Annotated in this window: 22 protein-coding genes; 6 read left to right on the top strand and 16 right to left on the bottom strand. The window is 57.2% G+C overall.

The annotated features are described in order from the left end of the window. Positions 1-32: 32 nt before the first annotated feature. From FIU92_RS17075 to FIU92_RS17035, 9 genes are read right to left on the bottom strand one after another with little or no spacing between them, the layout of a single operon-like run. Positions 33-539: a flagellar basal body-associated protein FliL gene (locus tag FIU92_RS17075; RefSeq protein ID WP_152459755.1), complete on the bottom strand. Its 507-nt coding sequence runs from the start codon at positions 537-539 to the stop codon at positions 33-35. A 9-nt stretch (positions 540-548) separates the two neighbouring features. Next, positions 549-1280 carry a flagellar basal body L-ring protein FlgH gene (gene flgH / locus FIU92_RS17070; RefSeq protein ID WP_152459754.1) on the bottom strand — a complete coding sequence of 244 codons (732 nt, stop codon included), beginning with the start codon at positions 1278-1280 and terminating at the stop codon, positions 549-551. Further along, positions 1280-1696, bottom strand: coding sequence for a flagellar basal body P-ring formation chaperone FlgA (gene flgA / locus FIU92_RS17065; protein ID WP_152459753.1), 417 nt, complete (start codon positions 1694-1696; stop codon positions 1280-1282). The genes flgH and flgA overlap by 1 nt, the downstream gene beginning before the upstream one ends. Next, positions 1696-2481, bottom strand: coding sequence for a flagellar basal-body rod protein FlgG (gene flgG, locus FIU92_RS17060; protein ID WP_152459752.1), 786 nt, complete (start codon positions 2479-2481; stop codon positions 1696-1698). The genes flgA and flgG overlap by 1 nt, the downstream gene beginning before the upstream one ends. Positions 2482-2502: 21 nt before the next feature. Next, complete coding sequence (locus tag FIU92_RS17055; protein WP_171641966.1) at positions 2503-3213, bottom strand: flagellar hook-basal body complex protein; 711 nt, start codon at positions 3211-3213, stop codon at positions 2503-2505. Further along, the gene (locus tag FIU92_RS17050; RefSeq protein WP_152459750.1) at positions 3213-3485 is read right to left on the bottom strand and encodes a flagellar biosynthetic protein FliQ; all 273 of its coding nucleotides are present in this window, start codon (positions 3483-3485) and stop codon (positions 3213-3215) included. Before FIU92_RS17050 ends, FIU92_RS17055 begins: the two co-directional genes overlap by 1 nt. 4 nt (positions 3486-3489) lie before the next feature. Further along, positions 3490-3780, bottom strand: coding sequence for a flagellar hook-basal body complex protein FliE (gene fliE / locus FIU92_RS17045; protein WP_152459749.1), 291 nt, complete (start codon positions 3778-3780; stop codon positions 3490-3492). 12 nt (positions 3781-3792) lie between these two features. Continuing rightward, entirely contained in the window at positions 3793-4179 is a 387-nt protein-coding gene (gene flgC, locus FIU92_RS17040) for a flagellar basal body rod protein FlgC (RefSeq protein WP_152459748.1), read from the bottom strand. A gap of 11 nt (positions 4180-4190) precedes the next feature. Beyond that, positions 4191-4577: a FlgB family protein gene (locus FIU92_RS17035; protein WP_152459747.1), complete on the bottom strand. Its 387-nt coding sequence runs from the start codon at positions 4575-4577 to the stop codon at positions 4191-4193. 87 nt (positions 4578-4664) lie between these two features. Here FIU92_RS17035 and FIU92_RS17030 point away from each other — a divergent pair, with 87 nt between their 5' ends. The 6 genes from FIU92_RS17030 to FIU92_RS17005 all read left to right on the top strand — a co-directional run bounded on the left by FIU92_RS17030 (position 4665) and on the right by FIU92_RS17005 (position 11899). After that, entirely contained in the window at positions 4665-6002 is a 1338-nt protein-coding gene (locus FIU92_RS17030; protein ID WP_172978517.1) for a FliI/YscN family ATPase, read from the top strand. A gap of 85 nt (positions 6003-6087) precedes the next feature. Further along, positions 6088-6927: a flagellar motor protein MotB gene (locus FIU92_RS17025; RefSeq protein WP_152459746.1), complete on the top strand. Its 840-nt coding sequence runs from the start codon at positions 6088-6090 to the stop codon at positions 6925-6927. A gap of 91 nt (positions 6928-7018) precedes the next feature. Beyond that, a complete protein-coding gene (locus FIU92_RS17020; RefSeq protein ID WP_152459745.1) occupies positions 7019-8314 on the top strand; it encodes a flagellar hook protein FlgE in 1296 nt (431 codons plus the stop codon). A gap of 32 nt (positions 8315-8346) precedes the next feature. Continuing rightward, positions 8347-9798: a flagellar hook-associated protein FlgK gene (gene flgK, locus FIU92_RS17015; protein WP_152459744.1), complete on the top strand. Its 1452-nt coding sequence runs from the start codon at positions 8347-8349 to the stop codon at positions 9796-9798. A 2-nt stretch (positions 9799-9800) separates the two neighbouring features. Continuing rightward, complete coding sequence (locus tag FIU92_RS17010; RefSeq protein WP_152459743.1) at positions 9801-10808, top strand: flagellin; 1008 nt, start codon at positions 9801-9803, stop codon at positions 10806-10808. Next, a complete protein-coding gene (locus FIU92_RS17005; protein ID WP_152459742.1) occupies positions 10805-11899 on the top strand; it encodes a flagellar basal body P-ring protein FlgI in 1095 nt (364 codons plus the stop codon). Before FIU92_RS17010 ends, FIU92_RS17005 begins: the two co-directional genes overlap by 4 nt. A gap of 54 nt (positions 11900-11953) precedes the next feature. Here the strand turns inward: FIU92_RS17005 and FIU92_RS17000 are convergent, their stop codons facing one another. From FIU92_RS17000 to FIU92_RS16970, 7 genes are all read right to left on the bottom strand, one after another. Further along, a complete protein-coding gene (locus tag FIU92_RS17000) occupies positions 11954-12598 on the bottom strand; it encodes a DUF1523 family protein (protein ID WP_152459741.1) in 645 nt (214 codons plus the stop codon). A 10-nt stretch (positions 12599-12608) separates the two neighbouring features. Next, positions 12609-12875, bottom strand: a complete 267-nt coding sequence (locus tag FIU92_RS16995; RefSeq protein ID WP_152459740.1) for a hypothetical protein — start codon at positions 12873-12875, stop codon at positions 12609-12611. A 1-nt stretch (position 12876) separates the two neighbouring features. Beyond that, positions 12877-14214 (bottom strand): DUF6638 family protein, encoded by a 1338-nt coding sequence (locus tag FIU92_RS16990; RefSeq protein ID WP_152459739.1) that lies wholly within the window; start codon positions 14212-14214, stop codon positions 12877-12879. Beyond that, positions 14211-14984, bottom strand: coding sequence for a hypothetical protein (locus FIU92_RS16985; protein ID WP_152459738.1), 774 nt, complete (start codon positions 14982-14984; stop codon positions 14211-14213). Before FIU92_RS16985 ends, FIU92_RS16990 begins: the two co-directional genes overlap by 4 nt. Positions 14985-14993: 9 nt before the next feature. After that, positions 14994-16925: an ATP-binding protein gene (locus FIU92_RS16980; RefSeq protein WP_152459737.1), complete on the bottom strand. Its 1932-nt coding sequence runs from the start codon at positions 16923-16925 to the stop codon at positions 14994-14996. 57 nt (positions 16926-16982) lie between these two features. Then, complete coding sequence (locus tag FIU92_RS16975; RefSeq protein ID WP_152459736.1) at positions 16983-18101, bottom strand: hypothetical protein; 1119 nt, start codon at positions 18099-18101, stop codon at positions 16983-16985. A 337-nt stretch (positions 18102-18438) separates the two neighbouring features. Next, positions 18439-19518 (bottom strand): hypothetical protein, encoded by a 1080-nt coding sequence (locus FIU92_RS16970; protein ID WP_152459735.1) that lies wholly within the window; start codon positions 19516-19518, stop codon positions 18439-18441. Positions 19519-19732 lie beyond the last annotated feature (214 nt).

The raw sequence follows: 19732 nt of genomic DNA, 5'->3' as shown, positions 1-19732 counted from the left end.
TTGACCGACCCGACGTATCGGGCCGGTCAGTGTCAGCTATCTTGTCGGTTTACACTCAGGATCAGCACTTTGGACACGTTGTCGCCAAATTCTTTGCGCGCCACTTCCAGCAAGGAATTCCGCAAAACATCCAGGTTCCCGGATTCTGTAAAAGTCCCGTCAAAGCCGCCCGTGTTTGCATGGTCAAAAAGAACCTGAAGAAAGCCATCCCTGAGTTTAGGCTCGATCGCATAATAGGTTTCTGTGATGGCCGGGTTCGCCTCAAGGCTCAGCGACAGCGTTACCATGGCTTCGATCTGGTCGTCTTTTACAACGGGGACGACGAATTGCTTGGTCATTTTCAGATAACCAAAGCTTTCCCCCTTGCCTTTTTCCTTTGATTTCCCGGTTTTTTTGCCGGCCGACTTATCCTCTTTGACTGCTTCTTTTTCGGCAACGGCAGTTTCAGGTTTTTTTGCAGGTGCAAGAACCAGACCCGCGCCAATACCCGCGCCGAGTCCAACAATCAGAAGAATCACGGGAATCAATTTCGCAACCACGATCTCACCTCAGAACGGCAAAAGGGAATCAAGAACTTGCTGACCATAGCGGGGTTGCTGGACATCCGTTATCTGGCCTCTGCCGCCATATGACACGCGCGCTGACGCGATTTTGTCATAGGTTATTTCGTTTTGCCGCGAGATGTCCTGCGGGCGGACATATCCCGTCACAAGAAGCTCTCGCAGTTCGAAGTTGACCCGCAACTCCTGGGATCCCGATATTGAAAGAACTCCGTTCGGCAACACATCCAGCACTGTTGCGGCAACACGCAGAGTCAGTTTTTCGTTTCTCCTGACGGATCCCCGGCCAGAGCTCGAGGAATCCGCTTCAATCGAAACGGCTTCATCCAGTGACGCGCCCTGGGGCAGGTTCTTTTGCACGCGCTGAGGCAGGCCGAAGAGGCTGGGGACTTCGAGGGTCTCGGACCCAGATCTGGATCGTCTGGTGTTGTTCGAAATTTCTGCCTTCTCGTCCAGCTCGATGACGACGGTCAGGATGTCACCTTTCTTGATCGCCCGCTGATCGCCCAGCAACGAATGCTGCCCGCCACTCCACAAAGAGGACCGGTCGACGTTTCGCTGGGGTTGGGTGTGCAATGGCAAACCCGGCCACAACATTGCAACCTGTTCCGGGGAATCCTCGTTGGGTGTGAAACTTGGCGGTTTGCCCAAATGATCCATTCGACCACATGCGGACAAGGCAAAAGCCGTCAGGACAAGGGTTTTTGGCAATCCGTGCATCACTGTACCTCGATTTGACCGTCCGGACGGATTCGGCCTGTTACGGTTGTTCGGGATGAAAGGTTTATGACCCGAATGCGATCCCCCGCCGCGCCGCGCCCCAAGGCCCGGCCCTCGGTGGTGATCGACAAGGGTTGGCTGCTGAACACCAGCACGACCAAATCGTTTCGATCCACGATGGCAGGTGGCCCGACATCAGAGCCGCGAATTGGCCGACCGGGGTAGAGCGCCACCCGGGCCTCTTGTCCGATCAGAAGGTCAGGGTCTGAAATTGCATCGGCAACATCTGTTGGCTTCAACTCGAGATCGGCCGCAGAAATGACTTCCTTGGCCCGGATCGTGCGTGTCGGCACCACAATGTCAGCCTGGGCGGCAATTGGCGCCAGAAGCACCAGAGAAAGAACCAGATGTCGCATCACCGTACCTGCGTTGTCGCGCTCATCATCTGGTCCACCGCCGTGATGACTTTGGCATTCATCTCATAGCCGCGTTGCGCTTCGATCAGCTCGGTAACTTCGCGAACGGCGTCAACCGAACTGTCTTCCAGATAACCCTGTCGCAAAGTTCCCAGACCGTCTTCGCCCGGCGTACCCAGAACCGGAGCACCCGAAGCTTCGGTTTCCTTGAACAGATTGCCTCCGACGGCTTCCAGGCCTTTGGCGTTCGAAAAACTGGCCAGCGTAAACTCCCCAAGCAACTGACCTTCGGGGGAATCGTCAAAATACGCATAGACTTCGCCCGACGCGTTGATCGAAACAGAACGCGCATCGTCAGGGATGGTGATTTCCGGCGAAACCGCAAACCCGTCAGAGGTGACGATCAGGCCCTCTGCCGACCGCTTCAAACTGCCGTCGCGCGTATACGCGGCCTGACCGCTGGGCAAGGTCACCTCCAGATATCCGCGACCTTCGATTGCAACATCCAGATCGCTCCCGGTGGCCGACAAGGCCCCTTGTTCCAATTGCACTGTCACCGCTTCCGGTCGCACACCCAGACCCAGTTGAATACCCGTGGGCAGAACCGTTCCGTCCGACGCATTCACGGTGCCGGCCCGCGCCATCTGTTGATAATGCAGGTCGGCGAATTCGGCCCGTCGGGCGTTGTAGCCGGTGGTATTCATATTCGCGAGGTTGTTCGAGATCGTCTCAACCCGCATCTGTTGTGCTGTCATCCCGGTGGCGGCAATTTTAAGGGCCCGCATGTCCAACTCTCCTCATCCAAATCAGCGCATCAGCGCCTTGAGTGCTCCACGCACGCGCTCATCTTCACTCTCAAGAAAGCTTTGCCCCAGCTCATAGGCGCGCTGGATTTCCACCAAACGGGTCACTTGCTGAATCGCATTCACGTTTGACCCTTCGAGAAAGCGATGCAAAACCACCGGCTCGTCGACCGGCTCAATCGCACCGTCGGTGCGGAAACGAGTGTTTCCTTCGCGTACAAGTTCGTTCGTGTCGGCGACGTTGAAAACGCCCAGCTGACCCAGAAGTTGGCCATCGACACTCAGCGTTCCGTCGCTGCCGACATCGATTGACGCGGCATCAGGCGGGATGAACACAGGCGCGCCATTGGCATCGAGCACGCGCGCACCATCCATTGAAACCAGATCGCCATCGGCATTGGTAGAAAAGCTGCCAGCCCGCGTCAGCCGGTTGCCGTTCTCGGTTTCGACCATGAAGAACCCGTCGCCTTCGATGGCAAAATCAAATTGCCCGCCGGTTTGCGTCAGCACGCCTTGTTGCATTGACGAATTTCGCGCCTCGGCCCGGCTCATGGAGAGGGACGGGCTGTTCGGCATATCTCGAATGTATTCCGAGAACACCAGCCCCTGCTGGCGATAGCCGGTCGTGTTGGCATTTGCGATGTTATTCGCCACCAGGCGCATTTCATCCATCAGCCCGGACTGGCGGGACAGGGTGACATAGGCGGTGTCCATCAGCGACCTCCTGCGATCAATGGAACAAGCGTACCGGTGAAAAACGTAACAAGGGTCTGAGTCATGAACCCCATCGAGATCCAGAACACGACGACGATGGCGATCAGTTTGGGAACAAAGGTCAGTGTCATTTCCTGTATCGACGTCAGGGCCTGAAACAGACCAACGATCAGGCCTGACACCAGAGCAACTGCCAGAATCGGGACCGATGTGATGACGGCGATCCAGAGAGCCTGACGCACGATGTCATAGAAAAGACCTTCGCTCAGCATGGTATCAGACCGGCATCCGAAGGATTTCCTGATAGGCCTCGACCACCTTGTTGCGAACTATCACAGCTGTCTCGACGGCCAGTTCGGTCTGTGCCAGCGCCTGCACCAGCGCGTGCGGGTCGGCTTGCCCGACAATCGCGGTCTGCGACATCTGCTCGCTGTGTTTCAACGTGGATGCAAAGTCCTGAAAACTTGCCTTCAGCCCCTGCGCCATCCCGGTATGTTCGGGATCGGCCTGTGTTGCGGGGCGTGCGCCGGCATAGTTTTGTGCGGCGGTCAGGGATCGGATGTCCATTCTGGCTGTCCTTTATTTTCTGAGCAATTCCATCAACGACGACGACATTTGCCGTGTTTGATCGAACATCTTGAGGTTGGCTTCGTAGCTCCGCTGCGCCTCACGCGCGTCAGCGATTTCGATCATCAGATCGACATTCGATCCCAGATAGTGACCGCTGGCATCTGCCATCGGGTGGCCGGGGTCGAAAATTCGTGTCAGGTCGCGTCGATCAAGCTTTACGCGGCCAGCTTTCACCACGTTCTGACCATCTTTTTCTATGGTCTCAAACGGCACCGTCTTGCGCCGATACCCTGGCGTATCCGCATTCGATATGTTTTCGGACACGTGGCGCAGACGGGCTGCCTGCGCACGCAGGGCGCTGGCGGATGCCGCAAGTGAGTGGGAAAAATCGCTCATCCTCGGCCCCCTTAACCACGCCCCAGACTGGTGCGAAGGATGTTCATCGAGGATTTGTAGATCGCCAACGCGCGGTCGTGCTGTCGTTTGACCTCGACCGATTTCAGCATCTCTTCTTCAAGCGATACACCGTTGCCATTTGGATCACCCGACGGAACGGCCTGGTGCTCTGCCCAGGGCTGCGCACCTGTACCGCCGTGCAGATGACCCCGCCGCGTAGCCACCATGGTCACTTCGCGTCCCGAGGTTTCAAGTGCTGTATGGAAGGGTTCGATATCGCGCGGCTGGTAGCCTGGCGTATCCGCATTGGCCATGTTGCGCGCAATCACCGCCTGCCGTTGCCCGGCATGGGTTGCCATTGCGTACGCAGTCTTAAGGACGTTCAAGTCATAGAACATCGGGGCTTCTCCCTCGATCAATTTCAATCAAGGCTTAACCCCGATTCCTTTAGAAACCGTTTTCAGAACCCAATTGGAGAACCCAAGATGTCCGATCTCGACCCGATGCTTCTGAAACATGAATTCGATCGGATGACTTTGATCCGCCACGTGGGCCTGGTCAGTAGCGTCGCACAAGGGTTGATCGAGATCAGTGGCCTCAACGAACATGCGCGAATCGGAGACTTGCTTACATTGCGGCGGCGCGCGGGGCCCGATCTGGCCGGTGAAGTGCTGCATGTCGGTGCAGACCATATCCACATGATTCCGGGTTCCGCCCCGGACGGTGTCAGCCTCGGGGACCGTGTGTACCTTGATCCCTCGCCGGGGTTCGCGCCCGCATTGCACTGGCTTGGGCGCGTCATTGATCCGTTTGGCAAACCGCTGGACGGAAAACCCCTGCTGAACGGGCCACAGGATCGCGATATCATGCAAGCCCCCCCGCCTGCGGTGGCGCGCAAGCCATTGGGAAAGCGGATGGCCACCGGACTATCGGTTCTCAACACCATGCTGCCGATTGTACGCGGTCAACGCGTTGGGTTGTTTGCGGGATCGGGTGTGGGAAAATCGACGCTGCTGTCGACGCTGGCGCGCTACATGCAGGCTGACGTGGTTGTGGTGGCTCTTGTCGGCGAACGTGGGCGTGAAGTGAACGAGTTTGTTGCCCGCGCCATAGGCCCGGAAGCCATGAAGCGCACTATCGTGGTCGCTGCGACGTCCGACCAGTCTGCATTGGCGCGCAGACGGTGCGCGTGGTCGGCCATGTCGGCGGCAGAGTTTCTGCGGGATCTGGGGCTGAACGTCCTGTTTCTGGCCGATTCGGTAACCCGTTTCGCGGAAGCGCACCGTGAAATCGCCGTTGCCATGGGCGAAGCCCCGTCGCTCCGAGGGTATCCACCCTCTGTCACCCCCCTGATTGCCAATCTGTGTGAACGCGCAGGCCCCGGCACGCAGGAGCAGGGTGATATCACCGCCGTGTTCAGCGTCCTGGTTGCGGGGTCCGACATGGATGAACCCATCGCTGACATTCTGCGCGGTGTGTTGGACGGGCATATCGTACTCAGCCGCGAGATTGCCGAACGCGGGCGCTTCCCGGCCATCGACCTCAGCAAATCCGTATCCCGCAGCCTTCCAGAGGCCGCGTCAGAGGCAGAGAACCAGATGATCAACGAAACCCGCAAACTTGTCGGCAGCTACGAACAATCTGAAGTCATGATAAAGGCCGGGCTGTATTCAGAAGGATCAGATCCGCTCTTGGATCAGGCCGTGCGCGTTCATGAGGAGTTGGACGCGTTTTTCGGCAAACCCGATTCCGAAGGAATTGAAAACAGCTTTAACCGCTTGTCCCTGATTCTGCGCCGTGCCTCGGCCGGCCTGCCGCGTTAGTGAACTCGGAACAGTTTTAAGTATTAAGGCCGCCTTAAGACCTGCACTGCTATTCCAATAGTCGGGTGATAAAAAGGTGGTGGAGATGGGTGCGCAAACCAATGCGGCGCCAATCATCATCAAGAAGAAGCGTGTATCGGGTGGCGATGGCCATCACGGTGGCGCGTGGAAAGTCGCGTATGCCGACTTTGTGACGGCCATGATGGCCTTCTTCATGTTGATGTGGCTGCTGAACGCAACAACGGAACAGCAACGAAAAGGGTTGGCGGATTATTTCGCACCGACAATCCCGCTAAGCCCGGAATCCGGCGGCGGGGACGGGGCGTTTGGTGGCGACAGCATGCTGTCTGAAGAAGTGCTGCTGCGAGACGGTCAGGGTGCCACAACCACACATCCGACCGAATCGCATCAGGCCCGTGGTTCGATCGGAGTGAAAGCCGTGGGCGGCGGCAAAGGGGCCAAGGAAGATTTCTCTACGTTGGAGGCGCAACTGCTGGGGCGCACGGGTGAAAGCGAGGTCTCGGGCAAACTGCTCAAGCATATCGTCACACGGGTCACCGATGAAGGATTGGTGGTGGAACTGTTCGACACCGACGATCAGGCATTGTTCGAATCGGGTTCTGACAAGCCAACCAGCTTTCTGCGGTCCCTGGCCCTGATCCTCGCCCGAGCCTCGGATCTTGTCGTCAATTCGATCGCTGTCGAAGGGCATGTCAGCGCATCTCCGGTCGTACAGGCGCGCAACACAGCCTGGGAGTTGTCCACGGCAAGGGCCCAAAAATTGCGTCAATTGCTACAGGACAAGGGCGTTGCGGCACAAAGGATGGATCGTGTTACGGGCCATGCAGACCGAGAATTGTTCGCCGACAATCCCATGGCTGCGCGGAACAACAGGATCGAAGTGATCTTTCTGCGCCAGCCCTAAATGATAGAGCGTATTTTACATGTTAGCGCGCTGTTAAGGGGCAGCGCGTTACCTGTTGCATCAAAGACGGACGCAACAGAAGGGCGCACCCATGACCATTTCCTCTTCGCTCAATGCCGGTGTGGCGGCGCTGAAAGCCAATGCCAACAGGTTGGCGACGATTTCCGACAACATCGCGAATTCTTCAACCTATGGGTATAAACGGGTCGAGACGGATTTTCATTCAATGGTCACGTCGGGCCAGGGTGGCAGCTATTCGGCAGGCGGCGTGCGGACGACAAGCCAGCGCATGATTGATCAACGCGGGCCCCTGGTGACGACGAGCAACTCTACCGATCTGGCAGTTCGCGGGCGCGGCATGTTGCCTGTGCGCCCCAGTTCGCAGATCGGGAATAATTCGAACGAGATGCTACTGACCACCACCGGGTCGTTCCGCACCAACGAAGAAGGGTATTTGGTTACCGAATCAGGCCTTGTTCTTCTGGGGTGGCCCGCGGCACCTGATGGCACTATTCCACCGGTTTCGCGCGATACACCCGCCGCGCTTGAACCCATTCAGCTGAGCGTGAACCAGCTGTCGGGTTCACCAACCACAGAAATGAAACTGCGTATGAACCTTCCGGCCACGGCGACAAATGCGGGCGCGCCGGGCGACGTTCAACCTTTGTCGGTTGAGTATTTCGATAATCTCGGCAAGTCTGAAAGCGTCGATATCCAGCTGATCCCAACGGTTCCCGCAACCGGCAGCAGCAACGAATGGACCATGGTCTTGCGTGACTCGGCGTCGGGTGGCGCAGTCATCGGTGAATACACGCTGACATTCACCGACAACCGTACGGCAGGCGGCACTCTGGCCAGCGTCACACCTGTTTCTGGCGGAGCTTATGATCCAGCAACGGGCAGTGTCATGGTCAACGTCGCCGGCGGAGCGATGGAGGTCAATATCGGCCTGATCGGAGATGCAGACGGGATAACCCAATTGTCCGACACGTTCGCGCCTGTTTCGATCACACGTGACGGTTCTGCCGTGGGAACAATGACCAGCGTTCAGGTCGATGAGAGAGGATATGTCTACGCGTTCTACGACACCGGCGTCAGTCGCCGGATGTACCAGATTCCGTTGGCAGATGTACCCAATCCCAACGGTTTAACCGCGTTGGACAGTCAGACTTACGCGCCTTCCCGTGAAAGCGGTACCTTCTTTCTTTGGAATGCCGGCGAAGGCCCGACCGGGGATCTTGTTTCTTTCGCGCGTGAGGAATCCACCACGGATGTAGCGACCGAGCTGACCTCATTGATTCAGACGCAACGTGCTTACTCCTCCAGCGCAACGGTGATCCAGACGGTGGACGAGATGTTGCAGGAAACGACAAACCTGAAACGTTAATCCAGCTCTGACCCAAAGAAAGGAGCGGCCTCATGAACATGTCGACAGCACTCAATAACGCATTGGGCGGGCTGACTGCGGCCAGTCGCGGGGCCGCTGTGGTGTCCGGAAACATCGCGAATGCGCTGACCCCAGGCTATGCGCGCCGGTCCCTGGAACTTGCAACAAGCCCTATATCCGGAAATGGCGTACGCACCGTTGGCGTGATCCGGCATCAGGATCCGGTTTTGACCGCCAACAGACGTTCGTCTGATGCCGAACTCGCCTTTCGGTCGGACGTTTCAGAATTTCACGCACGGTTCGAACAACTGGTGGGGTCTTCTGATGACGGCCCTTCGCTGTCTACTCGTTTGTCCTCGTTGGAAAACGCCTTTATCACGGCGGCCAGTTTGCCTGACTCGATCGAACGGCTGGATCAGGTTGCGCGCTCGACCCGCGATCTGACCAACGAGCTGAACGCGGCGTCCGAAGGCGTACGCCAGGCACGCTCGGATGCTGATCGAAAAATTGGCGCCCAGATCAACACCCTGAATCAGACTCTGAAAGATATCGAAGACCTGAACGCCAAGATTCCCGCCATTCAAAACTCTGGCGGTGACATCGGTGCCCTGCTGGATCAGCGGCATGTCCTGATCGACCAGGTCAATACCTTGATCCCGGTCAATGTCGTGCCGCGCGCCAATGATCAGGTATCCCTGTACTCGGAGGGCGGGCTGATCCTGCTGGAAGGCACGGCCTCGGAGTTCACTTTTTCCACGACCGGCGAAACAAAGCCTCACATGACCGTGGCAAATGGTCTGTTGTCCGGTCTGGAGATGAACGGCAACCCGGTACGGACAAGTGGAGACAACGCTCAAATACGCGGCGGGGCACTGATGGCGCAGTTCACCATCCGCGACGACTTGGCAGTCGAGGCGCAGGTTCAGCTCGACACGGTTGCAAGGGACCTGATTGAACGATTTGAAACGCCCGGTTTGGATTCGTCGGCTATTGCGACAGATCCTGGTCTGTTCACCGACGACGGCAACCGATTTGATCCTGCATCTGTTGTCGGGCTTGCTTCACGGATTTCACTCAATTCAACCGTGGACCCTGACGATGGCGGGGACAGTTGGAAACTGCGCGCGGGTCTGGGTGCCGCAACTCCGGGTGACCCCGGGCAGGCTGCTCAATTGCGCGCGTTCGGGAACATATTGAACGACGCACGTCCGGTACCCGGCGGGCTGTTCGGCACGGGAAACATGCGCGCTGCCGAGTTGACCGAGGCCCTGTTGTCGAAAGCGGGCGCACACGCCCATGCCGCAGATCAAAGCAAGACTTTTTCAAACAGCTTCCAGCAGCAAATGGCGCAGATCGAGGCCGCGCAGGGCGTAGATACCGATCAGGAACTACAGCGGCTCATGCAGGTCGAACAGACCTATGCCGCAAACGCTCGTGTCATCTCGGTTATTGACGAGCTTATGGAAACTCTTCTGAGGTTGTGACCATGAATATCACTTCTATCGGCGATTTGGCGCGAGGAATGACCTTGCGAACCCGCGCAACAGATATCAAAACCCAGATCGAAACCCTGTCTTATGAAATGTCCACCGGGCGGGTACAGGACGTGTCGGGGCGGCTTGGCGGGGATTATTCGCAAATTCTGGATCTCGACCGCAGCCTCGCCAGACTCGACGCCTTTGGCATCGCAACGTCCGAAGCGGCCCTGTTCACCGATACCATGCAACTGAGCCTGAAAACCTTCGGAGATTCGGTCGGAGACATGACCGCGTCTTTGCTGGCTTACGGAACCGCCAATCAGCCCGTCAATCATGAACAAGCGTCCCAGCAGGCGAAGAATGAGCTGGACACGATGATCTCGGCACTGAACACGCGCGTAGGAGGGCGCAGCCTGTTTTCCGGTGCCGCCACCGATGTGTCGCCCCTGCAATCTTCGAACGATCTTTTGACGGCGCTGAAATCGCAGTTGACGGGGCTTGCCACGGTCGCTGATATCAGGCTGGCGGCAGAAAACTGGTTCAATGACCCAGCCGGTTTCGACGCCGTGATTTATCAGGGGTCAAACAGCACCCTGTCTCCGATGCAGATTTCGGAAAACGAAAGCGTCACGCTGCCGATCACGGCAACGGACCCGGCGTTCAAGGCCGCACTCAGGGATGTCGCCGTTGCGGCGCTGGCCACCGACAGCGCATTGGCACTTTCGCCCGATCAACGCACCGCTTTGTTCACGAAGTTAGGGGTCGAACTGGCCAACGCACAGGATGCCACCGTCAAACTCCGGGCAAAGGTCGGGGCGGCCGAAGCCCGCATCGAAGAGGCGGCAACACGCAATTCGTCGGCCCGAACCAGCCTGGAATTCAGCCGAAACGAACTGATCGCGGCCGATCCTTATGAGACGGCAGCGAAACTGCAAACGGTGCAATTTCAGTTGGAAAGCCTGTATTCCGTAACCGTTCGCAATGCGAACCTGTCGCTGGTGAACTTTCTGAGATGAGGGCGTTGATTTTTCTCCTGCTTCTCCTTCCCGGCATGGCTTGGGCAGGGACAATCCGTCTCAAGGACCTCGTGGATTTTGACGGTGTACGGGGCAACGATCTGGTGGGTTACGGCCTGGTGGTCGGCTTGAACGGAACCGGCGATGGGTTACGCAACGCGCCTTTCACCGAAGAAATCATGTCCAATATCCTCGAACGTCTTGGCGTCAACGTCACAGGTGAGGATTTCCGGCCCAAAAACGTGGCAGCGGTATTGGTCACGGCCAGCCTGCCGCCTTTTGCACGGGTGGGGGGTCAAATCGATGTAACGGTTTCAGCCATAGGCGATTCAAGCAGCCTGTTGGGTGGAACATTGATCATGACCCCGCTTAACGCTGCCGATGGCCAAATCTATGCGGTCGCGCAGGGCACAATCCTTGCAGGTGGCGTTTCGGCTGAAGGAGAGGCAGCCTCGGTCGTGCGTGGGGTGCCAACTTCGGGCGTGATCCCATCCGGTGCAAGGGTCGAGCGTGAAATTGACTTCGATTTGTCAACTCTCACTCAGATGCGCCTTGCGCTCAGAGAGCCTGATTTCACCACAGCCGCGCGCATCGAAACCGCGATAAACACCGAGTTCAACAGAGCCGTGGCAATCATGCGGGATTCCGGCACGGTTGAGATCAACGTCGCGGCGACGCAGGCGCTTTCGACAGCCCACGCTATAGGGCGTATCGAAAACATTCTGGTCGAGCCTGAATCGAAAGCGCGCGTTGTTGTCGATCAGCGCTCTGGCACCATTGTCATGGGGCAGGAGGTCCGAATTTCGCGTGTTGCAGTGTCTCAAGGCAACCTGACTCTGACGGTTCAGGAAGCACCGATTGCGGTGCAGCCCAACCCGTTCGCCAGAGGTGAAACAGTGGTCGTGCCACGTACAATCGCAGGGATCGAGGAAGAAGAGGGAACCGGCCTCGCCGAAATCCCCGAGGCCACCACGTTGTCCGAGGTTGTCGCAGGTCTGAACGCGCTTGGGGTCTCGCCTCAGGACATGATCGACATTCTGAAAACGATCAAGGCAGCAGGCGCGCTGCATGCGGAATTCATCGTCAGGTGAAGGGCACCGCCAGCTGGATGGGCGCGCTGCTGGCACGCCCACCAAAGCTTGTATCTATTTCGATTTCCAACTGTCCAGCCAGCGTCGAAATCTGTTGTGTCGCTCTTCTATGGCGTCACCGGCCGCATATAGGCCGTCTTCCACGTTTTCGATCATCGGATCAATCCGTGCTTGCCGGAACCTGCGCCAACGCACCCATATCGCCCAGACGAACGCCGCAAAGATCGTCAGGAAGATGATATTGAACCAGGGAATGATCCGAACATCCGGCCCTTCAACGTCTTTGATGAAAATGGCGTTGGGAAAGATCGACATGAATTCGTTACGCCACCCGTAGTGGGTTACGACCACCCATTTCGGGTTTTCTTTGGTGGATTTCGCATCATTGGCCTCGGTATACAGGTTCGCCGTGTCGAACTTGAAATACGGGGGCCATCCCCAGCCGGTATCCTCATTTCGGTACACGATGGGTTTTCCGTTGGCCCGCACCGCCTGAATGAACTGCACATCCCGGTTGGACAGGCTGGTGGATTGATCTTCCGGCTCTGACCAGAAGATCCGGGTCCAGTCGTTCAGATCCTGCCGTTCTTCATAGGTGTTGACGATGCGCACAATGTCATGCTGGGGCAGAGAATATTGCAGGATCACGGCAATCGTACCCCAGAAAATGATAATGAACGCCCATTTCACATAGGCCATGCCTAAACCCTCACATGTAGTTCACGATGTAGATCAGCGCGCCAATCGCCACCCACGGCACGATATAGACACCTAGGATCAGTTTACGCCGAAACGAGTTGTCATACACATGCAATCCGCGTTCGACAAAGGCTTCTTTGTTGCCCGTCTTGCCCTTTTCGTCCCACCAGTTCTCCAGTTTGCGCCGGCGTATGCTGCGCGAATAGAAAGACAGCCCGACATAGGCAATCGTCTGGATCACCAGCAAGATCAGCAAAAGGCGCAACAATCCAATCATTTCAACCTTTCCTCACCGTACCCCACGGACCGACCCGGGCAATTATGTCATCGCTGACGCGATCGTCGCCGCTCATATCCGGCTCATGTCCGAACAGGGCGGCGCGGGCGCCTTGCTTGTCCACCTGATATTCGCGTGCAAGGAAGTCGGCCACATAGGCCTTCTTGCTCTCGGGCCAGCCCGAATATGTTCGGTAGAACAATTCTTTGTGGCAGATGAACATCTGGCGCGGGTCCAGCGGGGCCAATTCGGACAACAGCATGTTCACCAGATCGCGGTTCGGCGTATCGGCGGCGCGTAGCGTGTAGAAATAGGCCGGGTGGTCCGAAGTGATGCGCGGCCACGGACCCCCGTCACTTGCCCAGCGCAGCAGTTGCGCAAGCCCGTGATAGGCCTGCGGCAGGCGATCCGCGTGGTTCCGGGCCAACCGCCGCATGTCGCTGCGATCCAGCCCGGTCAGGTTGACATCGGCATCTGCCGCCGCATCGACGGTCAGGAAATCCATCTTCTGTTGCAGGATCGCGGCCGCATCCACGCCGCGCGCCTTGACGATGGGCTCAACCAGATCGTTGTAGTCCAGAAATTTGGCAATCTGGTTCCGCTGCGACGGATCAAACGTGTATTTGATCGGCAGGTCGTCAGGCTTTTCACCCATGCAAATCGCTGCCGGGTGATCAACATCGGGAAAAAGATAAAGCCCACCGAAATGTGCCGTCCAGAAATTTCGCTGCTCAAAATCCGTATGACGCAGGCGCACCGGGTTTCGGGTGACGTCACCGGTCTCCCTAGCGGTTTCGATCATCCTGGCGATCAGCACATCATCGAACCAGGCGTCCTCTTCGGTTTTGAACCGTTCGACCATGCCCGCCAGTTGCTGGGCCTTGCGCAGGGTGCCGCCAACCGTGTCGGCCTCGATCTCGATCTTGCGCAGGTTCAACAGGTCGCGCGGTGTGGTGAGTTTGAAGACCGAGTTCACCAGCTCTCCGGCCACCGCATCGGTGGCGGTCAGGGCGAACAACTGCGCCTCGTTCATCTCAATGAATTCGCGCAGGATATCACGCGAGGTCGAGAATTTGACGTTCAACAGAGGCGCGCGTTTCTGCTCGGTTGTCAGCAGGATGAACTGCCGGTTGACCCCGTTGGGGTTGAGGTAGAGCGGGTCGTCCAGCTCAATCCCCACCTCCGGCGAATAGCCCGAGATATCGACATGAAAATCCGTCAGCGCCGTGGTCTTGCCCGCCAGGTGCTGCAGCGCGCGGTTATACCGCTCGACCAGAGCCGGGCTGGAGATGTGGACGAGGTTGCCAAACATCAGGCCTTTTTCGATGAGGCGGATCATCTGCCTACCCCGTTTCTCAGAAAGACCGGTGTTTTTCGCCCTTCAATTTCACCCACAAGCTCGGGTTCTAACCATAGCAATTTTTGTCTCGCGTTTCTATCCGGCAAGCGATCCAAAACCAATTCGGTTGCGATCAACTCGTATGCTTTGTTAGCCCACCGTGTCGCACTCAGGTTCCAGTCCAACCAGTCTTTCAGTAGCTGGTTTTTTTCCTCTTTAGTCCTAAGGGATGCGCCGGCTCGGTTTAGACGCCCACTAAACATTACTTCTTCGCCAAATGGATACCATGAGTTCCCATCTTTGTTGTGCAAGTATAGCTTGCAGTTCGCTCGATCTGAAACGTGACCGATGATCTTTTTGGCGGCCTTGAAGGAATAGTGATTGGTAGCTTCGTGCCTTATGGCGCGGGCAATTTCGTATCCACGAAGTTCTTCAAGTATTGAAAACGCATCGAAGGATTCCTTGGCGAGACGAATAACGTTATCGTCTTTTGTACCGCGGGAATTGGATATCTCGGAGATGCTTTCAAAAAACTCAAAGAGTTTTGCAGACCAGTATCTTAGCAAAACCATGATTTGAATTGAAATCGCCGAGTCCACGATTTCGTCCCCCGTCATCTTGTGAGTGGAAAACAAGTACAGCTTGCTAATCGTATTAGACTCAGAAGCGGCGTTGCTTGCCAACGCAAGAAGGGCTTTCTCGTCAAGTGAAAGCGATTTCAGGTCGTCCCAATAGATTGGGATTTCGACTATTTTCTCAATTGCTTTCATAAATGAATTCTACCCCTTCCCCTCCAGATACCGTCGCTTGGCCTCTTCCATCCGGTCCATCTCGCGGACGGCGTTCTCGATGGCGACCTCGTCGCTCTTGTCGGCATAGCGGAACTCGCTGTCGGCATAGCGGTTGATCTCCTGGATCACCATCTCGACTGTAATCGGCTGGCGCAGGTCCTCGATCATCGCCTTCTTGGTGTCGTAGTCGCGGAATAGGAACAGGTCCGGGTTCTCCATCCATTCGTCGGGCAGTTCGAAATCCATCGCGCGGACTTTGACCGCGTCGGTGATGTTCTTGATCGCGCGGCCGGTGAACCGCTCATCCGCCTGTTGAATCGCCTTGAGGTAGGTGCCCAGCTTGGCGATCGTATCCATCTGGCCGATCTCGCCGGAGACCCGGTCATAGACCTGCAGCAAGGCGTCCTCATGCGGGCGGGAATGGCTTTCGAAGCTGGCGGCGACGGCCTTTTTGATTTCCTGCGCGGCATAGGCTTCGTGCTCGCCCAGCGGAATGTCGTGGTTGCGGCCCATCAGCAGGTGCAGGATGTCGATGTAATCCTCGCGCGTTTGCGGCCCGTCCACCAGGAACCGCGCGCCCGCCCGCTGGCGCAGGGCGTCGTCCACATTCTCGGGGTAGTTCGAGAACATGCCAAAGGTGCAGTTGCCGCGCACGACAGTGTTGGCGCCGGCAAAGCTCTCCATCAGCACGGCAGTGATTTCCAGCTGACCGGCTGACGATTGCCGGTCGCCGCGCTTGCCCGCCAGCTGGTCGATATCGTCGATGGTGCCGAACCCGATGACCGAGGGGTCGATGATCGCGTTGATGAAGGCCTTGGCGTTCTGGCCGGACTTGCCCTGATAGCTGTCGATATTGTCGGTGCTCAGGTTCTGATAGCGAAACGGATAGCCAGCGTTCTGGCAATAATCATGGATCAGCCCGGCCATCATCTGGATTAGGGTGGTTTTGCCGGTACCCGGCTTGCCGTCGCCCATGAAGGTAAAGATGAACCCGCCCAGCTCGGCAAACGGGTTCAGGCGGCGGTCGAAGTCGTAGGCCATCACCATCTTCGCCAGTTTCATGGCCTGATATTTGGCGATATGGTTGCCGACCACCTCATTCGGTTTCTTGAACGTCATGGTGAGCGTGGTGGATTTGGCTTTTGAGGCCGGCTCAAACCCCCGGATGGTCAGGTCATCCGCCTCGATATGCCAGGCAGCATTCTGGAACGGGGCCAGATGGCCTGCGGACCCTGCACGCAGGGCGGCCTTTTCCATCAGTTGTTCGGCATAAGCGCTGGTAGCCGCGATCAGATGGGCGTCGTCGGGGGCGTGTTTGGCCAGCACCTGATCCAGCTCCCACAGCGCGCCATGCAGGGCAAGCTGGCCATTGTCGGTCAGAACCTCTTCGATCTCACCGAGATCAACGGTGGTTTCGCCCAGATGCGAAGACATCAGATAGGCCAGCGCGTTGCCGAACGTATGGAGCGTGATCAAAGCCTCGGCGGTCAGCAATTCCGAGAATTCAGTCTTGCGCGCGGCAGGTAGATCCCCGGCCAAATTGGCACGTTTCAGATCGGCCAACGGCGTCTGCTCCGTATAGGCCTCGGCCACGGCCAGAGCGATGGCAATCGCGCGCCGGATGGCCTGCTGCGCAGTCGCCTGCGGGGGTGAGACCAGCGTATCGCCATCATCCGACGCCTCGATTCGTTCAACCAGATGCACCCCATCCGCGCGCACCGTGCGCCGTGTCACCAAACCCGGTGTCGTCGACCGAAACCGCCGCCCCGTCGACACACCCGGAGACCGTTCGACGGCGGCCTCAACGAGTTTGGCAATCCGCGGTGCGTGCTCGAACCCGTTCAACAGGGCGGTCGCTGCGGGATAATGCTTGCGAATGTCGTCTTCGCGCAATTCCATCTGATCTGACGTCAAACTCATCTCAATAACCGCCCTTGCTTCATCTTTTCAAAAATACTCCCGCCGGAGGCGAAAAATTCAATATCTCAGCACCTGTCCGGTCTTGCTGACGACGAACTTGCGCACATCGGCAAAGCCTGGCGGGTTGCGCTCGGCCAGAACCTGAAATGGCCGCTGGGGCAGGATGATCGAGCGTTGCGTGCGCGTGGCCCCGGTCTCGGCCCCCTGCCCGCCGAACGGGTCCAGTGCAAAGACCTCGCGTTCGACGGTGGAAAACCAACCGGCGCGTTCTTCGATCACCTCTTCGCTTTCCAACTCCTCGGTGGTCCAGGCCAGCGCCCAATCCTGACCTTCGGGCGCCTGTGCGTCCTCCAACACCTGCCGCAGGGGGCCGGATTGCTCGGTATAGGTCGAGGAATACATCGGCCCCACATGGATGCGGCGCAAATGTTTGGGGTGCAGGTCGTCGAAATCCTGATCGAACCCCTTGGCTATGGTCACCAGTTTCAGCCCGCCCAAGGATTGCGCCATCAGATGCGCCTGCACCTCGGGCCAGCGGCGTTGGTCTTTGGGAAGGGCGGTTTTGCCGCTATCCTCCAGCTGCATCAGATAGATCACCGGCAGGTTGATCTGGCTGTCATAGACCGCCCAATGGATCAGGAACTTGCGTCGCTCGCCCTCATTCCCGATCCAGTGGCATTCCGGATCGTTGCGGGCCCAGAACAGCTGACCTTTCAACAATTCCTCGTAATAGAGCCTTTGGGACAGCGCGAATTGCAACTTGGTCGGGATATCCCGCTCACCAATGATCGTTCGCACCATGTCGGTTTTCAGATCCTCTTCCGAGGGCATGTTCGCCAGATGCACCTGCGCCTGCTGCGCGTCATTGGCCATGGTCAGCAACTCGGCCGCCACCGGAAACCCGCTGTCGCGCTTGTCCATGGCAAGGCTGCCAAAGAACCGCCCGGTATCGCGCCCGACCAGAAGGTATTTCATGCTGAGCGCGCGGAAGGTGTAGAGCAACCCCGAGAGGTAACGCGACACGATGCGCACCTCTTGCTTATTGATCGCGCCCTCAGCCTCCATCGTCGCGGCCACGCGCAGAAGGTGGACAGTGATTACCTCGAATTTGCGGAAATAGCGGCGCGAGGCGAAAGTGTCGGTCAGGCCAACATGGTCTTGGGTTGGGTTAGTCATTTCGTTCCACCCCAATCCAGATCGCGTTGCAGCCAACTGTCTAGTTGAACAGACTTTAAGCCTAACCATGGCCACCAGTACCCGACGAAGGCAAGCACGAACGGGACGAAACAAACTAAGAATGTTGTCGACGCTGCAAAAATCATTCCCAGCATGCTCAGCAACATAAGCCAATGCATCTCTAGTTCACTGCCAATCACAGCCAAGAAGGCAAAGGGAAAACACGACAGAACTGCTCCAAAGCAAATCTTGAACCATCTTGGCTTAAAGCTTGGGTCAAGTTCTTTGAGACTCTTTATTCGAGTCGGTCGATGCGGGTTCTCAAAACCAAACAGCATTAAGACCCATACAAATTCTTATCATGCTTCTCGACAATCGATGCGAACCGGCGGGCAAAGCGTTCGTCCGCCTTGGCCTTTTTCTCCAGCACGTCGCGGGCAAAGACCATGTGGTCCTCGTGCGCCTCAAGCATGTCGGCCATTTTCTGGTTGGTCGCGGTGCCGATGGCGGCCATTGCCGTCTGAGCCTCTTGGTCGGTCTGCACGCCGATCTCGTTGATGCGGTGGGCCACGTCCTGCTGCTGCGCGGTTTTCAGCGACTTGGTCAGGGCATCATACAGCACCACGCGTTGCTGCGTGTCTGTTTGCAGTTTGTTGATCAGCACCATCTGCGTCGCCGCCTGGTTTTGCAGCGAATCGACCCAGGTCTTGCCCTTTTCGATGTAACGCTCCAGCGTTTGGCTTTTGGCCAACTTGACTTGTTCTTCCTGAACCTTGGCGTTGTATTGCTTGTTCAGCTCGGCCAGTTCGGTTTCCAACTGGGTACGCGCGGCGGCGTCCTGTTCGACGCTGATCTTGTTTTCCAGCGTGATGATCGTCGGATCCATACCCTGAATCTCGGCGCGCAGCGCCTCGAGTTCCGCCACAGTCGCCTCGCGATCGTCCAGCGTGACGGTCAGGTTGTCCTCGACCTTCACGCGCTGTTCCTCCAGCACGGCCAACTGCCCTTGCAGCAGTTTGACGATCACGTCGGATTTGGCGATCAGGTCTTGCAGCTTGTCATCGATATTGGCGGTGCGCATCCGCTCCTGCCGCATCGACTCGGATTTACCTTTCGAGAAGATGCCGACAAACGACTCCCACCCGGTTTTCGAGCGCATCTCGTCAAAATCCTTGGAAAACGCGCTGGTGACGTCGTCCAGCCCCATGATCAGCTCGGCGATATTGGCGTTCATCACCTCGGTATGGGCGTGCACATCCTCGAGCGTGGCGTTTTCGATGTCGATATCGGCCTCGGCAGTGCCGATCTTGGCGCGGGCCGCTTCAATGCGCGAGGTCAGCCCTTCGATCTGAGACTGGCTTTCGCGCACTTTGGCTTGAGTCTCTTCTATCAACGCTTCGAATTGCTGGTTCGACATCGCTTCTATCCCTTTTTTCTTCTATTACCCAATAAGATAGGGAATGTTACACTGATTTACATCCCCTGGGTCTCAAAATTCACCCAGACTTTGGCAAACTCCTTGGCAAAAAGAAAGGCGAGACCGGCCAATGAAACGCGCAGATTTCGGGTGACTCGATTAATTTAACTTGTTAAGTATTTTTTTGATCAAATCTGGATTGATCCCACATCCA

Origin of the sequence: Ruegeria sp. THAF33, from assembly GCF_009363615.1 — a bacterium.
Taxonomy (GTDB): Bacteria; Pseudomonadota; Alphaproteobacteria; order Rhodobacterales; family Rhodobacteraceae; genus Ruegeria.
The sequence above is the reverse complement of the archived record's forward strand: the minus strand, read 5'-3'. Positions and strand labels throughout refer to the sequence as shown.

Excerpts from the sequence above, each read along its gene's own strand:
- FIU92_RS16990 (WP_152459739.1), bottom strand. The coding sequence starts at position 14,214 with ATGATCCGCCTCATCGAAAAAGGCCTGATGTTTGGCAACCTCGTCCAC.
- FIU92_RS16980 (WP_152459737.1), bottom strand. The coding sequence starts at position 16,925 with ATGAGTTTGACGTCAGATCAGATGGAATTGCGCGAAGACGACATTCGC.
- FIU92_RS17010 (WP_152459743.1), top strand. The coding sequence starts at position 9,801 with ATGAATATCACTTCTATCGGCGATTTGGCGCGAGGAATGACCTTGCGA.
- fliE (WP_152459749.1), bottom strand. The coding sequence starts at position 3,780 with ATGGACATCCGATCCCTGACCGCCGCACAAAACTATGCCGGCGCACGC.
- FIU92_RS17020 (WP_152459745.1), top strand. The coding sequence starts at position 7,019 with ATGACCATTTCCTCTTCGCTCAATGCCGGTGTGGCGGCGCTGAAAGCC.
- FIU92_RS16970 (WP_152459735.1), bottom strand. The coding sequence starts at position 19,518 with ATGTCGAACCAGCAATTCGAAGCGTTGATAGAAGAGACTCAAGCCAAA.
- FIU92_RS17055 (WP_171641966.1), bottom strand. The coding sequence starts at position 3,213 with ATGGACACCGCCTATGTCACCCTGTCCCGCCAGTCCGGGCTGATGGAT.
- FIU92_RS17025 (WP_152459746.1), top strand. The coding sequence starts at position 6,088 with ATGGGTGCGCAAACCAATGCGGCGCCAATCATCATCAAGAAGAAGCGT.
- FIU92_RS17050 (WP_152459750.1), bottom strand. The coding sequence starts at position 3,485 with ATGCTGAGCGAAGGTCTTTTCTATGACATCGTGCGTCAGGCTCTCTGG.
- FIU92_RS16995 (WP_152459740.1), bottom strand. The coding sequence starts at position 12,875 with ATGATTGGATTGTTGCGCCTTTTGCTGATCTTGCTGGTGATCCAGACG.
- flgK (WP_152459744.1), top strand. The coding sequence starts at position 8,347 with ATGAACATGTCGACAGCACTCAATAACGCATTGGGCGGGCTGACTGCG.
- flgH (WP_152459754.1), bottom strand. The coding sequence starts at position 1,280 with ATGCACGGATTGCCAAAAACCCTTGTCCTGACGGCTTTTGCCTTGTCC.
- flgA (WP_152459753.1), bottom strand. The coding sequence starts at position 1,696 with ATGCGACATCTGGTTCTTTCTCTGGTGCTTCTGGCGCCAATTGCCGCC.
- FIU92_RS17005 (WP_152459742.1), top strand. The coding sequence starts at position 10,805 with ATGAGGGCGTTGATTTTTCTCCTGCTTCTCCTTCCCGGCATGGCTTGG.
- FIU92_RS17000 (WP_152459741.1), bottom strand. The coding sequence starts at position 12,598 with ATGGCCTATGTGAAATGGGCGTTCATTATCATTTTCTGGGGTACGATT.
- FIU92_RS16985 (WP_152459738.1), bottom strand. The coding sequence starts at position 14,984 with ATGAAAGCAATTGAGAAAATAGTCGAAATCCCAATCTATTGGGACGAC.
- flgC (WP_152459748.1), bottom strand. The coding sequence starts at position 4,179 with ATGAGCGATTTTTCCCACTCACTTGCGGCATCCGCCAGCGCCCTGCGT.
- FIU92_RS17030 (WP_172978517.1), top strand. The coding sequence starts at position 4,665 with ATGTCCGATCTCGACCCGATGCTTCTGAAACATGAATTCGATCGGATG.
- flgG (WP_152459752.1), bottom strand. The coding sequence starts at position 2,481 with ATGCGGGCCCTTAAAATTGCCGCCACCGGGATGACAGCACAACAGATG.
- FIU92_RS16975 (WP_152459736.1), bottom strand. The coding sequence starts at position 18,101 with ATGACTAACCCAACCCAAGACCATGTTGGCCTGACCGACACTTTCGCC.
- FIU92_RS17035 (WP_152459747.1), bottom strand. The coding sequence starts at position 4,577 with ATGTTCTATGACTTGAACGTCCTTAAGACTGCGTACGCAATGGCAACC.